This is a genomic window from Ktedonosporobacter rubrisoli (assembly GCF_004208415.1).
Lineage (GTDB): Bacteria > Chloroflexota > Ktedonobacteria > Ktedonobacterales > Ktedonobacteraceae > Ktedonosporobacter > Ktedonosporobacter rubrisoli.
In genome coordinates, this window is record NZ_CP035758.1 from 6197401 (window position 1) to 6211003 (window position 13603).

13 protein-coding genes are annotated in these 13603 nt (G+C 51.3%); 9 read left to right on the forward strand and 4 right to left on the reverse strand.

Annotated features, from left to right (window positions below; genetic code table 11):
* Positions 1-249: 249 nt before the first annotated feature.
* Positions 250-1449 carry a ribonuclease D gene (locus EPA93_RS26875; RefSeq protein WP_129890467.1) on the reverse strand — a complete coding sequence of 400 codons (1200 nt, stop codon included), beginning with the start codon at positions 1447-1449 and terminating at the stop codon, positions 250-252.
* A 358-nt stretch (positions 1450-1807) separates the two neighbouring features.
* Here EPA93_RS26875 and EPA93_RS26880 point away from each other — a divergent pair, with 358 nt between their 5' ends.
* The gene (locus tag EPA93_RS26880) at positions 1808-2830 is read left to right on the forward strand and encodes an endonuclease/exonuclease/phosphatase family protein (RefSeq protein ID WP_129890468.1); all 1023 of its coding nucleotides are present in this window, start codon (positions 1808-1810) and stop codon (positions 2828-2830) included.
* 439 nt (positions 2831-3269) lie between these two features.
* Positions 3270-4151, forward strand: coding sequence for an oxidoreductase (locus tag EPA93_RS26885; protein ID WP_242527149.1), 882 nt, complete (start codon positions 3270-3272; stop codon positions 4149-4151).
* 185 nt (positions 4152-4336) lie between these two features.
* Here the strand turns inward: EPA93_RS26885 and EPA93_RS26890 are convergent, their stop codons facing one another.
* Positions 4337-4870, reverse strand: a complete 534-nt coding sequence (locus EPA93_RS26890; RefSeq protein WP_129890470.1) for a hypothetical protein — start codon at positions 4868-4870, stop codon at positions 4337-4339.
* Between the two features lie 486 nt (positions 4871-5356).
* On the opposite strand from EPA93_RS26890, the gene EPA93_RS26895 reads away from it, so the two are divergent.
* From EPA93_RS26895 to EPA93_RS26915, 5 genes are all read left to right on the forward strand, one after another.
* Positions 5357-6241, forward strand: a complete 885-nt coding sequence (locus EPA93_RS26895) for a hypothetical protein (RefSeq protein ID WP_129890471.1) — start codon at positions 5357-5359, stop codon at positions 6239-6241.
* 122 nt (positions 6242-6363) lie between these two features.
* Positions 6364-6771 carry a hypothetical protein gene (locus EPA93_RS26900; protein ID WP_129890472.1) on the forward strand — a complete coding sequence of 136 codons (408 nt, stop codon included), beginning with the start codon at positions 6364-6366 and terminating at the stop codon, positions 6769-6771.
* 232 nt (positions 6772-7003) lie between these two features.
* Positions 7004-7492, forward strand: coding sequence for a shikimate kinase (locus tag EPA93_RS26905; RefSeq protein WP_242527520.1), 489 nt, complete (start codon positions 7004-7006; stop codon positions 7490-7492).
* Positions 7493-7651: 159 nt separating this feature from the next.
* Positions 7652-7909 (forward strand): hypothetical protein, encoded by a 258-nt coding sequence (locus EPA93_RS26910; RefSeq protein ID WP_129890474.1) that lies wholly within the window; start codon positions 7652-7654, stop codon positions 7907-7909.
* Between the two features lie 266 nt (positions 7910-8175).
* The gene (locus tag EPA93_RS26915; RefSeq protein WP_129890475.1) at positions 8176-8826 is read left to right on the forward strand and encodes a DedA family protein; all 651 of its coding nucleotides are present in this window, start codon (positions 8176-8178) and stop codon (positions 8824-8826) included.
* 42 nt (positions 8827-8868) lie between these two features.
* On the opposite strand, the gene EPA93_RS26920 is transcribed toward EPA93_RS26915, so the two are convergent.
* Complete coding sequence (locus EPA93_RS26920; protein WP_129890476.1) at positions 8869-9321, reverse strand: SRPBCC family protein; 453 nt, start codon at positions 9319-9321, stop codon at positions 8869-8871.
* A 302-nt stretch (positions 9322-9623) separates the two neighbouring features.
* Here EPA93_RS26920 and EPA93_RS26925 point away from each other — a divergent pair, with 302 nt between their 5' ends.
* Positions 9624-11342 carry a Clp protease N-terminal domain-containing protein gene (locus EPA93_RS26925; protein ID WP_129890477.1) on the forward strand — a complete coding sequence of 573 codons (1719 nt, stop codon included), beginning with the start codon at positions 9624-9626 and terminating at the stop codon, positions 11340-11342.
* 632 nt (positions 11343-11974) lie between these two features.
* Here EPA93_RS26925 and EPA93_RS26930 read toward each other — a convergent pair.
* Positions 11975-12334 (reverse strand): cupin domain-containing protein, encoded by a 360-nt coding sequence (locus tag EPA93_RS26930; RefSeq protein WP_129890478.1) that lies wholly within the window; start codon positions 12332-12334, stop codon positions 11975-11977.
* Positions 12335-12518: 184 nt separating this feature from the next.
* Between EPA93_RS26930 and EPA93_RS26935 the strand changes: the two genes are divergently transcribed.
* On the forward strand, positions 12519-13526 hold the full coding sequence (locus tag EPA93_RS26935) for a helix-turn-helix domain-containing protein (RefSeq protein WP_242527150.1): 1008 nt from the start codon (positions 12519-12521) through the stop codon (positions 13524-13526).
* The last annotated feature ends 77 nt before the right edge of the window (positions 13527-13603 follow it).

Below are 13603 nucleotides of genomic sequence, written 5' to 3' on the forward strand. Positions count from 1 at the left end.
ACGGCGGCGCAGGAGGGGAGAAAAATCGGGGAACAGCTGGGGATGTGTAACATCCCGGCATGCCCCAGGTTAAGGGCTTCATTCGCTAGGTCGCGACGCCCCCTTAACAATCCCAATTTGGAGAACCGGAAGATCCTATACCAGACAAAAGGCTATGTCGCTTCAATTTCTTTGTTGCCTGACGGCGGCATTAGAGAAGAGAACCATTGAATGTTAGCAGCTAAAGCAACCAGTGCGATGAGTCCGGGTTCAAGAGTCCATCATGGCGCGCAGACGGGCCTTCCAGCCCTTATCGTCCTCTGCTTCGCTGGCCTGTTTCTCGGTCTCTATGACCCACTTGCGCGTCCCATCAGGGGAACGAGTGGGAGCCGCGCGATGCACGCGCCCATCCTTATTATCAAGGTTGCGCAGGGCAGTATGAGCGGCTTTACGCACGTCGTAAACAGGATCTTGCAAGAGCTGGCTAATCTCGGCACGCGCCGATTGAGCGGCCAGGCGTCCAAGCGTGCGTGCGCTCCCCGCCCGCTCTTCGGAGGTTACAGCGTGCAGCGAGTCGATAATGTCGGGTGTAAGCTGCTTTAAGGAAAGGTCTGCGATAAGTCGAAGCAGGCGATTGCGGCGCATAGGATGCACCAGCGAAGCTAGGGCCGAGCGGCAATCTGCGGCAATCTGGGCTTTATTGTGAATCAGGCCTTGCTCTTTAGCCTCCAACACAGCCATCTCGGGCGAGAGCAGCGAGGTCCCACGCAGAAAAGGTTCAATCCAGGCTGCAACCTTATCGGCCTGTTCCGTATTTTCATGAAGGTGCAAGATGTCAGGATAATATTGCTTGAGCCAGTAATAGAGGGCCAGGGTTACTTCGGCATCGCGAGCAGCATAGGCAATCATCGCCGGCGGCAGGGGACGGCGCGTCCAGTCCGTGCGCTGAAGGCTTTTATCGAGATGAATATTGAAGGCTCGCAAGAGCATAGCGGCCAGTGACGATTCGTGCTGGCCAAAGATCGAACGACAGGTGGCTTCCAGGTCATAGTAGTGCGCCACGCTCAGGCCGCGCTCAGCCATGACGCGCAGATCGGCGCCAGCTCCATGCAAGAGGACAGCGATAGCGGGATCGCCAACGACTTCGAGGAGGGGTGTGAGATCTCCCAGGCGTAGCGTATCGACGACAAAACAGTAGTTGTCGACAGCAAGCTGCAGGAGCGCAAGGCGGGGCACTGTGCTGGCGACTTTATTTTGTGTATGTGAACGCACCTGGGTAAATTCGGCGTCGATAGCAACTACCCTGGCTGCCTTGAGCACTTCGACCGCAGCGAGCAATTGTTCCGGATGGTCCACCCATATCCGCTGTCCCTTGTGCGGCATTATGCCTGGAGGAGGAGTTGTACCTAGATAGCCAGGCTGTACATTGTCCAGGTCTTCTGGTCCTACTAATGGTACTTTGTCGCTCAATAAATTGCCAATCAGTCTTTTTAACTTAGTACAAAATCCATCTGAAAGTAGTGAGTACACAACACTATATCATATACTCTTATTCTCTGCAATCTTATCACAAACGTATCACGGGGCTTTCCGCTTCTCGTTTTTCCACCTGAGAGCGGGGAGGCGAGCAGCTAGAGCTGTTCCCTCTTGCCCGCTTATGGGCTGGCCCTTTATAATGTCGCTTACTTACTATAATGTTATCAGCGATAGAGAATCATGGCTGTCATCCCATTTTCGGTAGTGACGTAAATAACCGCCCAGACGATTTTACAATAGTAAGACAATTTTTAACAGAAACAAGAAAAAAACTAATGAGGAAGGATTTCTCGTGGATAGACTTGCAAAGTTTCTTCGCCAGCAGAGATTCAAGGCCTTGACGCTTTGCTGCTATATGTATCTATGGTTATTGCTTGTCTTTCAGCTTGTCCAGACCTTCGCGCCGCCCAGCGATGGCCCACTAGCCCTGGCGGCTATCCTTACTCCCTACTTCTTCCTGCCTCCTGTACTTCTGCTGCCTCTGGTCTTCTGGCGCCGGACGACTTTATTGCGCATTGGTTTGCTGGGCCTGGTGCTGCTCTTTGGCTTGCTCTATCCTCCACACTTTGCGCCTTCGCTGGGCACACCACCCCCAGACAGCATTACGGTAATGAGCTGGAACTTCCACGGCTACCATGAGCGCGCGGGGACGCTACGCGGCGCAATCAATACCTACCATCCTCAGATTGTGGCCATCCAGGAGGCCGATTGGCAGGGCATGGAGGCGGGCACCGATGTGCTTGAGCGCTATCCCTACCATATCTTCAAGCCCAGCGATGGCGTGCCACCCGGCGAGGCTATCATGAGCGTCTATCCCTTGCAGGATTACGGCATCATTAACACTGATCCTCCGCATGAGATTTGGGATATCTCACGTGTGCTCTGGGCACGAGTGGACCTGGGCCACGGCCACACGTTAATGCTGGTCGATGCGCATCCAATCTCGTCAATCGGCACTGTCTATGGCTGCTTCTTCTGCCCGCAGCGGCGCAACATGCAGATTCAGGAGATCCATAACTTCATTCAACCTCTACTAAAACGCGGCGAGCATGTCCTCTTGCTGGGCGATATGAACACGACGGATCGTGAGCCGATCTATAAAGTGCTTTCCTCTGGCTTACAGGATACGCATGAGCTTGTCGGCAGTGGCAGCGGCCATAGCTGGGGCGTGCGTACGCTCAATCCGTACTGGGCTTTTCTGCGCATTGATTATATGTTTGCCAGCCCCAATATAAAGCCGCTCTACCTGCGGACCGATTGCGCGCCGCGCGGTAGCGAACATTGCGTGCTGATTGGCCAGTTTGCCTTCACATAAGGTGGGCAAATCAAGCCGGTCAGCCTTCAGTTCGGCCGTCGAGGATAAATCCGTAGCCTTTGTCAGCATCAAAGGTCCCAGTGAAAACCCATTAAATACGCTCTTTTCCCTCTGGACGGGGCTCCTCTCTGGGCGAGAGCTAACCCCTAGCCCAAGGCTTTAGCATCCCCTATGCCAGAAGTGGCAGGCCCTGCCCATCTTCCATTCACAAAAATAATCTTCATCTTGCTTAAAAACGCCGATTCATTGACAAATATATTCATACCATGTTATTATTCTTTCATTAAATGCAAATTTTTATTACATCCAAGCCGCTTATCACCAAAATATAGAAAAATTTTGCCATACAGAGTTTGTGAGAAAATTTCTCGGCGGCAAGAGCCGAGAAGATCATCTACAAAAGTTAAAAAGAAAGAAGCGGGGGAAAAGATATATGAGCATGAGCGAGAATAGGGCAAGCCGATCGGCGGGTCGCGTCTGGTTCATTACTGGCACTTCTACGGGTTTGGGCCGCGCGTTGGCCGAGGCTGTCGTCGCGCATGGCGAGCGCCTGGTAGCTACGGCACGTCGCCCGGAATGTCTGCAGGATCTCGCCGATAGTGCGCCTGATCGCGTGCTGGCCCTGCCTCTGGATGTCACCAGCCCGGAGCAGGTTCGCACGGCTGTGGAAGAGGCAATAGAACATTTTGGCCAGATAGATGTGCTGGTCAATAACGCTGGTTATGGGCTGTTTGGCGCCCTCGAAGAGGTGAGCGATATAGAGGCATATCACCAGTTCGAGACCAACGTTTTCGGAACGCTGAGATTGACGCGTGCAGTGCTGCCCTTTATGCGCGCCCAGCGTAGCGGCCATATCCTGATGATGTCATCGACTGGCGGCCTGATCGCTCCTCCAGGCTCAAGCATGTACAACGGGAGCAAATTCGCGATTGAGGGTATAGCAGAAGCTCTTTCACAGGAAGTCGTTTCCTTTGGCATTCACGTAACCCTGGTCGAGCCGGGAGTTTTCCGCACGGATGTGCTGGGCCGCTCGTTAAAGCGTACACAGTTGGCGCTGGATGACTATGCTCCAATGAACGGCTTTGTCCGGCAGTGGGTTGAACAAAACAATGGCACGCAACAAGGCGATCCTGCTAAAGCTGCGCAAGCGATGATCAAGGTGGTTGAGGCGCCCGAACCTCCTCTGCGCCTGGCCCTGGGGGCCGATGCCTTAGAGCTCATACACAAGAAGCTGGCCTGGGTAGCCAGCGATCTGCAAACCTGGGAGGCTACTGCCCTTTCCACTGCATTCACACCTGATACGGATGAGTCCAACACATAGGCGCTCAGCTTCTATTCTGCACCAGCGACCAGCCGTGAAGCGGGGTTTGCTAGAGGACCTGGATAGAGATATATAGCTGAGCAATCAGAAAAGCGCGAGGAACAGAAGCTAACTATTCTTAACTTCTGTTCCTCATTGCTCTATGCTACGGATGTTTGCGGCCCTCATCTTGCCAGCTTTGTTTATCAGTTGGGTGTGGCGCTGGCCTGTTCGATCATCACCGGCGGCTCGGCGTTCTTGAGGCGGCGCAAGAGCCAGTAGAAGGTGAGGGCCAGGATTACAACAGACAAGAGTTTAAACTCGACGCCAAACAGGGGCATAGCCTTGGCGAAGAAGACGGCGCCAAAGGTGCCAACCAGGGGCAGAACGCAGCTCGGGCAGCCAAAGGTAGAGATGCCCAGGATGACGACAGCGCCGGCGGAACAGGCCGAGCCGGTAAACATGCTTGAGCCCTGGCGATAGTGATCGATGCTCAGAGAGATCAGCACCGCTGAGGCGAACGAGGTGAGAATATCTAAGATGAGACAGCTAAAGAAGTACAGCGCGCCAAAGTGTTGCAAATAAAAATCGGGTGGACGAATGTGCGTGGTCAGCAGGTTGGCGGTTCTACCGCCCTCGCGCAGATCAAAAAATATGTACAGGGCCAAAAAGACGACGGTTAAGACGATGGTAAGGGTCAGGTAGCCGGGCTTCCTGAGAGTTGCACGAATTGCCTTCATTGTAAGTTGGAACTCCCGTGGTAATTAGAAAAGACTGCTTGCATTGTATGACATAGTAGCAGGCAAGCGCCACATTTGCCGATCCAGAAGCAGGGACAAATATTTCTTCTTCAGCCTGCCCTTCATTTATACCTGAAAAACTCTTCCCTTTAGGAGAACAAAAGATACTCTGAGAAAACAAGCTTATCTTGTATATTTTGAGGGAAGATGACCTTTTTCTTACTCAGGCAACTAAAACTTAATTTCGTCTTTCAAGCACCTTCGTAGAATTAATATATCTATCTCCGCACCTCCGCTATCCCCGATTATCTATAGCTTTATGCTTTCTAAAGAAAAATTCGCCTCTTCTACTCGTGGTACTTTACGGATTATGCTTTCTGACCTTGCATTCTCCTGGCAAAGGATTTTCATGAATAGCTAAAACTTTAAGCTCTAGCAGTTTAGAAGCCCAATTGAATAGCGCGCTGTAAAGAAAGGATTTTTAGCATGCGCAAGTCCATCATATGCTGCTCTCTGGCTTTGCTCCTGGCTGGAATTCTTGGCTTAGCCGCGAACGTACAAGGATGGGGAGCTTCGGCAAAGGCAGCTTCCGCAGATGTGACTCCCACGCCTGGCATCACGTCATGCGGTGTTCCTGTCAGCCAAGCTACATGTGGATGGTATATGGCTCACTACGTCTTTTATCAGGCCCATATTGTCCCTAACTTTCTTGGCTTAGGCTCGCACATAGAATATACGCCTGTCGTCCTCCCGGGCGCATTTTGTTTCATCTGCCTGGATAATGGAGACGGAGGACCCGTCAAAGGCAAGCGCACGACAACCGAAATCTTAGCCTCAGAAGAGCTGGGAAACGAGGCCGGGGAAGTTACGTCTGTAGGTCACCTTACTATCGATGAAACCGCCAGCAAAAATCCGCTCACCAACGATGAGAAATGGACGGCTCAATTTCTCTCCAAGTACATCTATAATGATCCTCAAGATGACCTTTTGCTCAAGAATGTCGATAATCAGGCTAGAGATGGTAGCGGCAATACGGCAGACCTGACGCGAACCAACGTGGCCAAGAATATCAAGAATAGAATTGATATCATTAGCCCAATTACAAGAGACGATGGTAACGTCATTTCAGCTATCCTCAAGAAAAATGGCCAGGTTGGACCCAATGGAGAAGTTGCGCTTAATCTTAGAAATAGCAAACTAAAAATAAGCGATATGGGTAACGTCATGGCAAGATTAGTTAAGGCAGCACACTTACAAAATGTTAAGCTTAATATTAGCCGGGTAATCGTCATCCAGGACGTAACTCCGGGCGTACATCCTGCATGGAAGATTTTCGATTATAATCCGCTCCTGGGAGCATTGATACCGTAGTTTGTCAGGCCAATATTCGGCAAGAGAGGAAATTCATGCTTTCCTCTCTCTTTTTTCTATGTTACTATTGAGCAGCAATAGTATCGATAAAACCATGATGATATGAAACGGGAGAAGCGTTTATGTCAAAAATATTCTGCAAGTGCGGGCATATGATTGTCGATCAAACAGATAATTTACCCTACAAAGCTTCAGTTATTGCAGATCAAGACGAAGAGCTGCTCTACGATGATTTCTTTCCATTTATCGAGGGCCTTTTTGAGGCTAAGGAGCATGGTCTACTGGCAGAATATCTTGAAGAGCAATTTGGCTCAGGTTATCCTAACGACTTGAAAATTCGGAGCATCATTTCCGATGCCTTCCCCTATGCACTTCATAGTCGGCGTCTTTACGAGTGTGAGCAGTGCGGTCGGCTCTGGATACAAGTGCATCCGCAAAAAGATATTTTTACCTCTTACCTTCCAGAAAGCAGCGAGCGGCATGTGCTCAGGTCAGTGCGCAAAGATGAGGCAGACAATGAGTCGCAATAATTTGTCTCTTGCTCCGTTTGAGGTGACTGCAAGTCCTTACGGGAGCACGATAGCTCAGGCATTCACTGCTCCATTTGAGATGTCTATACGATAGAGGAAATAGGCTACCTAAGCCGATTATTGATATCAATCAGGCCGAAGGCAGCCATGCTTTATCCCTTGCAAATGATATTTTCTTTGTGTACACTCTGCTTATGACTTATTCTTCCCTGGACGAACACGGCTCTTGAAAGTGATTCTTTTCGGATTATCTGGATCAGGAAAATCCACAGTTGGAACGCTCCTCAAAAAAAGGTATGAGTTCCCTGTGCTAGAGGCTGATGATGATGTGGAACTGCGATACAACGGGGTTTGGCCTGCCGAAGAACACCTCATCGACGCTTCTTTTGAAGAGACCAATCTGCGAGTCTTAGAGATGCAGCATGTTTTTTACATCACCAGTTGGCTTGAAAAGGATCGCATTCGGGAATTCAGCGCTCGTGGCTTCCAGATTATTCTGTTAGTGGCTTCCCTCGAAGAATTGTTGCGCAGGCGACAAGCACGTGATGGAGCCTATCCGCCAGCGCTCGTGCAACGGGCAAAGAAGAATTACCGGATCTTTCGGGACACTATCCAGGAACCGATGATCTCGCCCTTGTTTGCTCTCACCCTCGATATGTTAAAGACCTCACCAGAGCAAGCCGTTCAGCGCATCCTGGATCTGCTCCAAAGCCCTGAATAGCCCCATTTTTGTCACAGAATCGCGAGTCCTCCTTTGAGGGCTACCTTGCAATCATCCTCTTTTACTGCTCTGTTGTAGCGTTTTCCACGTTTTAAATACACTTATTTCCTGCGTTTCTAAAAAGGAGATGTTAATTCTTCAGTGGAAAAAGGAGTTGCTATGCCATCAAAACCTCAACCCACACCTAATTTCAAACCTTGCCCCGAATGCGGAGGCATACGCATTGCCGTCGAGGACTACATGAGCTGCGGTCCCTATCACCAAGCCTTTGGAATGTTTCTCAAACCGCTAAGGCGCTCTACTAGCCTTTGGCCCCGGAGATCCAGGCAGTCCGAAACCCTGACCCTCACCTGCCTGCAATGTGGCTATACCGCCTGGTATGCCCTGGAGCCACGCAACCTGCTCCCCGAGGAGTGATAGCTCCTTCCTCTCGTCCGCAAGAAACGACGCGCCCACCTGGAGAGAATAAGAGCCCGCAAGGAGCCGCTATCAGCAAGTGCATGGCTATCATACTCTCTCCCATCATGACTATAAGAAATTTCGTAGAAGAGAGGATTGATCGTCAATGGGCGCTCTGCCTCAATATACAGAATTGTAACACTTTTGTTATATTTCCTCATTTTCTCCTTGCTATACTTCCTTCGAAAGCCAGAACAGCAAAGCGAGAAAAGGGGTCTTGCCACGTGCTTACACAACTTACAAATATATTAATAACTTCTATTGCTAATATCTATATTGAAACGGGTCTGCTGGGCATTTTTCTGATTATGGCCCTTGAAAACTGCTATATTCCCCTGCCAGCCAGTGAAGTCGTCATTCCTATTGCGGGCGCGCTGGTGGTCCGAGGGGCGCTATTACCTACTATACCTGTCTGGGCCAGCATTGTTCTCGTATCTCTGGCATGTGCCCTTGGCTGTTTAGCTGGCTCCATGGCCGCTTATGCCATCGGCTCTACCGGCGGGCGGCAGATACTCTTGAAATACGGTCGCTATATTCTGATTTCGCAACGTGAGATCGAACGAGCCGAGCAGTTTTTCCAGCAGCGGGGAAGCGCCGCCGTCTTTTACTCGCGTTTATTGCCCGTTGTACGGACCTGGGCTTCGTTACCGGCAGGATTCACGCGTATGCCTTTTAAGACTTTCTGTCTCTATACATTCGGCGGCTCGCTGCTCTGGTGCGCTCTCTGGACATGCCTTGGCGCTTTCATGGGCAACAATCTCGATCAGCTTAAACCTATCTCTCACATTCTAACCGGGCTTGTCCTTGCTCTATGTACACTCTTGATTGCGCTGTACATCGGGAAGCATATCCGCACCGTTCGCCATGCGCACTAAGGGCGAGCTTTGCTACGTGGCCGGTCGGGTTCCAGGCCTTCTCTAGGCAAAGAGGTTCTGCAAGCGCGGTAGAAAGTAATTCCAGCCAGCCAGATGATCCTCGACGCGCAACTCTTGATCCCTTGCCGTGTTCTCATAGGGACCATGACGCAACCTCAGACGCGTACCCTCGCTGCCCAGCGGCTCAAAAGTGAGGTTGACCTCTCTGGTCATGTCTTCTGCTGGATCATGGTCCCAGCGCCAGGTGAAGGCTAGCTGCCTGGGAAAGTCAAAGAGCGTATAGGAACCGCGAAGATGCCAGTTCTTCTGGGGCGCTCCCAGATGATAGGTGCCGCCCTGATAGGGCTGGATCTCGATTTCCTGGGGCCAGCTCCACCATTGTGGCAGCTTCTCCGGCTCGATCCAGTAGCGAAAAAGAAGGGAGGGCTGAGTAGAAGGAAAAGTTGCTTCGATGAGCAGGCTGTCAAAGCCAGAGGGTAATTGAGTGATCGCCATCAGAAAAACCTCCTGTTTTTAGAAATTATATTCTATTTTCCCCGCAACAGCAATACACAAAGAGTTTATCCGGGCCTGCCGTCATCCACACAATTTTCCTGCCACACGGGCTATATGCCGCCAGATCAATCTCTTTTCCGAAAAAGCCCTTGCGTTCTTAACAGGGCAAAAATAAGTTCTTTATCTTTAATGCTAACAAAAGAAGCAAGAGAGACGTTTTCATCCTCTTCCTCGTTTTACTATACATGGATGGGAAAACCATGACCTCATCCATGCCGCGCTTAGAGACAAAGGAGGGAGTCATGTCTCAGGGAAACCTTGATACACTGCTCAAGAGCATAAAGTATTTCGATAAGTTCAGTATGGGAGCCCAGAAGGTTGTAAAGCTGGCCGGGGAAGAGGCTCAGCGCTTACAACGGAGCACTGTAGGCAGCGAACATCTCTTGCTGGGGCTGCTGCGCGAAGGAAAGAGCAACGCAGCGCGCGTACTACAGGTGCTAGGGGTGACGCTGGAGAGGGTGCGCAAGGCGGTTGAAGATGCCCAGGAGACTGAAGAGAACACGGCGCAAGCCGAGATCACGTTTTCGGCAGATGGGAGCATGGCACTTGAAATGGCCATGAAAGTGGCTGAGAGCCAGTTTCTTCCTCCCGGCTCCGCTGGTCAGCTGTTTGGATCGCTATCTGCCTCAGAGGATGAAGCGAAGAAGATCCTGCAAGATGGCAAGCTGCCGCAGCGTTGGGAGGCGCTGGGCGTGACCCTGGAGGATGTACGTAAAGCGCTTGCAGAGGCGAAAGGGCGCCAAGTAGAGATTCCATTCGATCAGGGGTCACCTGCCAATACCCCAACTGAAGAGGACGCGCGGCGGCGCCATCCTCTCTTTCGCGTCGATATAAGGAAGCTATTGCTAGGTGTGCTGCGCGTGCCGGAGAGCCACGGGGTAAAGATTCTGCAGGGCCTGGATGTGCCGCTTAAGGATATACGGACGCTGCTGCTGCTTCTGGATCTTGGAACGTTGCCCATAAGCTATGGAGAATATGCTCAGCGGTTTACGCTTCCTGCCCGAAAGGCATGGAGGCTGGCGCATGAGGAGGCACGCCGCATGCAGGATACCTATGTCCGCAGCGATCATTTGTTGTTAGGACTGATGGCTGAGGGAAATGGTGTCGCGGCAACGATGCTAGCGGAGATGGGAGTCGGGCTGGAGAAGATGCGCGAGCAGGTCACGCCCGGACATGAGATGAGTGACTGGAGCATGCCGAGTGAAATAAAATTGCAGCCGTTTCTGAAGGATATAATTGAGCTTGCTTCAAATGAAGCCCGGCGGCTCTATCATCCCGCCATTGGCACGGGACATTTGCTGCTCGTTCTGCTGCAAGAGCACGAAGATCAGAGCCTGGAGGCAGATGTGCTAAGATGGCTGGGTGTAGATCTAGATAAGCTGCGAGCAGGATTGCGGAGCGCGCTTAAGGCGAGCGTGAGCGAAGAGGTTGGCAGTGAGGTTGAGGAGGAAGGAATATATGCAGGCAATGCTTCTATCGCCTCCATAGAGAAGGATTTGGGGAGCCGGGAATTGGATAAGACAATCCTGGCAACCTATCAGTTTAAGCCGGAGGTCTGGGAGGTGCTAGTGTATGCGCGGATCACAGCGCAGAATCTTGTCCAGCGGGTGGGACCGGAGCATCTGCTGATTAACCTGGCCCGCAAGCCGGATGGGCCGCTGCGCACGGTGTTTCAGGAGCTGGGAATAGATTATGCGAAGGCACGGGCGGCGCTTGAGAAGAGGTCAGGGCGAGGGACGGAGGCGGGAACGGTAGTGCAGAGACAGAGTGCGTTGTGCCAGGCCTGTTTATTGTTGGCTGTCGATGAGGCGGAACGCAGAGGTGGTCGAGGGGCACCGATCACGAACGAGCATGTGCTGCTGGGCCTGCTGCGCGAGGAGCAGGGGTTTATAGCCAAGCTGCTAGGCGATCTTGGCACAAGTGTAGAAGTGGTACGCACAAAGCTCGTATCTGCATTGTGAGACTCGCTGAGATTTCGCCTCCGAAAAAATGGACCAGGCTATTGGCCGCCTCGGGCGCTGCTTTCGACGGACGGAGACCCATCTTATCTGGACTGGGCCTCTTATTTCGTTTAGAAGAATAACCAAACAGGCGATTATTCATCAAAAGTATAGGAGCGTGAGGCAGAACACCGACTCATCTGAGGCATCATGCGTCACGCCCCGCCTGTGCGCCGCCGGAGACGCAAAAGTCGTCTAGTAGTCAGGATGGTCTCGCCCCTAGCAGCTTATCGGAGAGAACGGCACAGTCATGCCAGCTCCTACACCAGCGCGTATGCTGTTCACGACATGGGCAGGAGCAACAAAACGGAACATAGTCGTAGGCAGACCAGGATCGGAGTGAATGGTTGAATGAACTGTACGTCTGCTACTCCCTCCATGCTACGCACATGATAAGATATGGAAGCGTTTGAGATTGAAGGCCAAACAGACCAAACACCATTCGCCTGCAACAGCTTGGACACCGCGCAAGGAGGACTGAATGAGATTGCTAGTGGATCAATAGTCTTTCTAGATTGCCTTGAGTGCTGTTGTTGCTCAATCTAGTTGTTACCCATGACTCTCTTTGCCTCTCCCTGGCGTGGAAGAACAGCTCAAAGACGTTCGTAGGCCGTCACCGTCTGCTCGTTCACCACATTGCCGGTATGCTTTGTGGATTTCGGTTCCAGCAGTAACACTTGGGCTTCTTCATCTGCTATTGGCAGGTGCTCAACTCCTTTCGGAACGATAAAAAACTCCCCTTCTTCCAACCTGACATCACGATCACGCAATTTCAGGAGCAATTTGCCCTTGATCACAAGAAAGAGCTCATCTTCCCCTGCATGCATATGCCAGAACAACTCGCCTTTCAGCTTCGCAAGAAGTACATATGAGTCATTCAACTCCCCAACAATTTTCGGGGTCCAATGCTGCTCGAATAATGCGAATTTATCAGCGAGGCGAACTTTCTCCATGAACAATCTCCTTCTTTCCTTTTGCATATACCCTACGGGATATATCGTTTCATCCTTCCTCAGCCAGATGAGGAGAGCCTGAAGTGACTGCTGGAGTGTTCGTACAATGTGCCTATTCCAAGATCATTGTCTCTCTTTTTCCTTGTCTCCAGCGTGTTTCCATTCTACAGCAGCAGAACGGTTGGTGACCATTGGCAAAAAAGACAACCTATGCTACATTACTGCCATGCATACTGTTGCTATTCTCATTTATGATCACGTTAATCCCTTTGAACTAGCAGTAGCTACCGAGGTTTTTGGTCTTGACCGGCCTGACCTTGGAGTAGAATGGTATCGAACGTTTGTCTGTGCGGTAGAGTCTCGACCCATCCCAACGCGATCTGGCTTCAGTATCTTCACTACCTACGATCTGACGCATATGCGAGAGGCCAATACGGTCATTGTTCCAAGTACTACGCCGGGCGACATCGCTGTCCCAGATCAATTGCTTGAAGCACTGCGTGAAGCCTATCAGCAGGGTACTCGCATCGTCAGTTTTTGTACTGGTGCCTTTGTTTTGGCTGCGGCTGGCTTGCTCAATGGGCGGCGAGCAGCAACACATTGGCTTTGGTCGGCACAACTCGCACAGCACTATCCCCTTGTTCGAGTTGATCCCTCTGTACTCTATGTTGATAATGGACAGGTTCTCACCTCGGCTGGGACCGCTGCCTCCATTGATCTTGCTCTTCATATTGTCCGAAAGGATTATGGTGCGGAAATTGCCTCCGCAGTAGCACGTCGTATGGTGGTGCCGCCCCTACGTGAGGGGGGTCAGGCTCAATACATTCAGTCATCAATTCCCAATCATCTAGAACCATCTCCTTTTAGTGCGATCTTACAATGGATGAATACGCATTTACACGAGGAACTCACCATCGAAAGATTAGCTCTCGAAATGAAGATGAGCCAGCGCACATTTGCACGGCATTTCCAGCAGGCTACAGGTACCACTCCACATCGGTGGTTGTTGCAACAACGCATCTTGCAAGCCCAGCGCCTCTTGGAGACAACTGACGAGTCAGTTGAGCGCATCGCTTCTTTCTGCGGTTTCTCCTCAGCGGCTATGCTGCGCATTCATTTTCAACATCTTGTGCGAACATCTCCCCAGGCATATCGCCGCGCCTTCAATTTCAAAAGGGCTACAAGGAGTTGAATACATGTTAGCCATCTCAGCTAGAGTTAGTGCCTCTTTTTTACAGGCTCTAAGAAACGTGGCAGGGCTACTTTTCT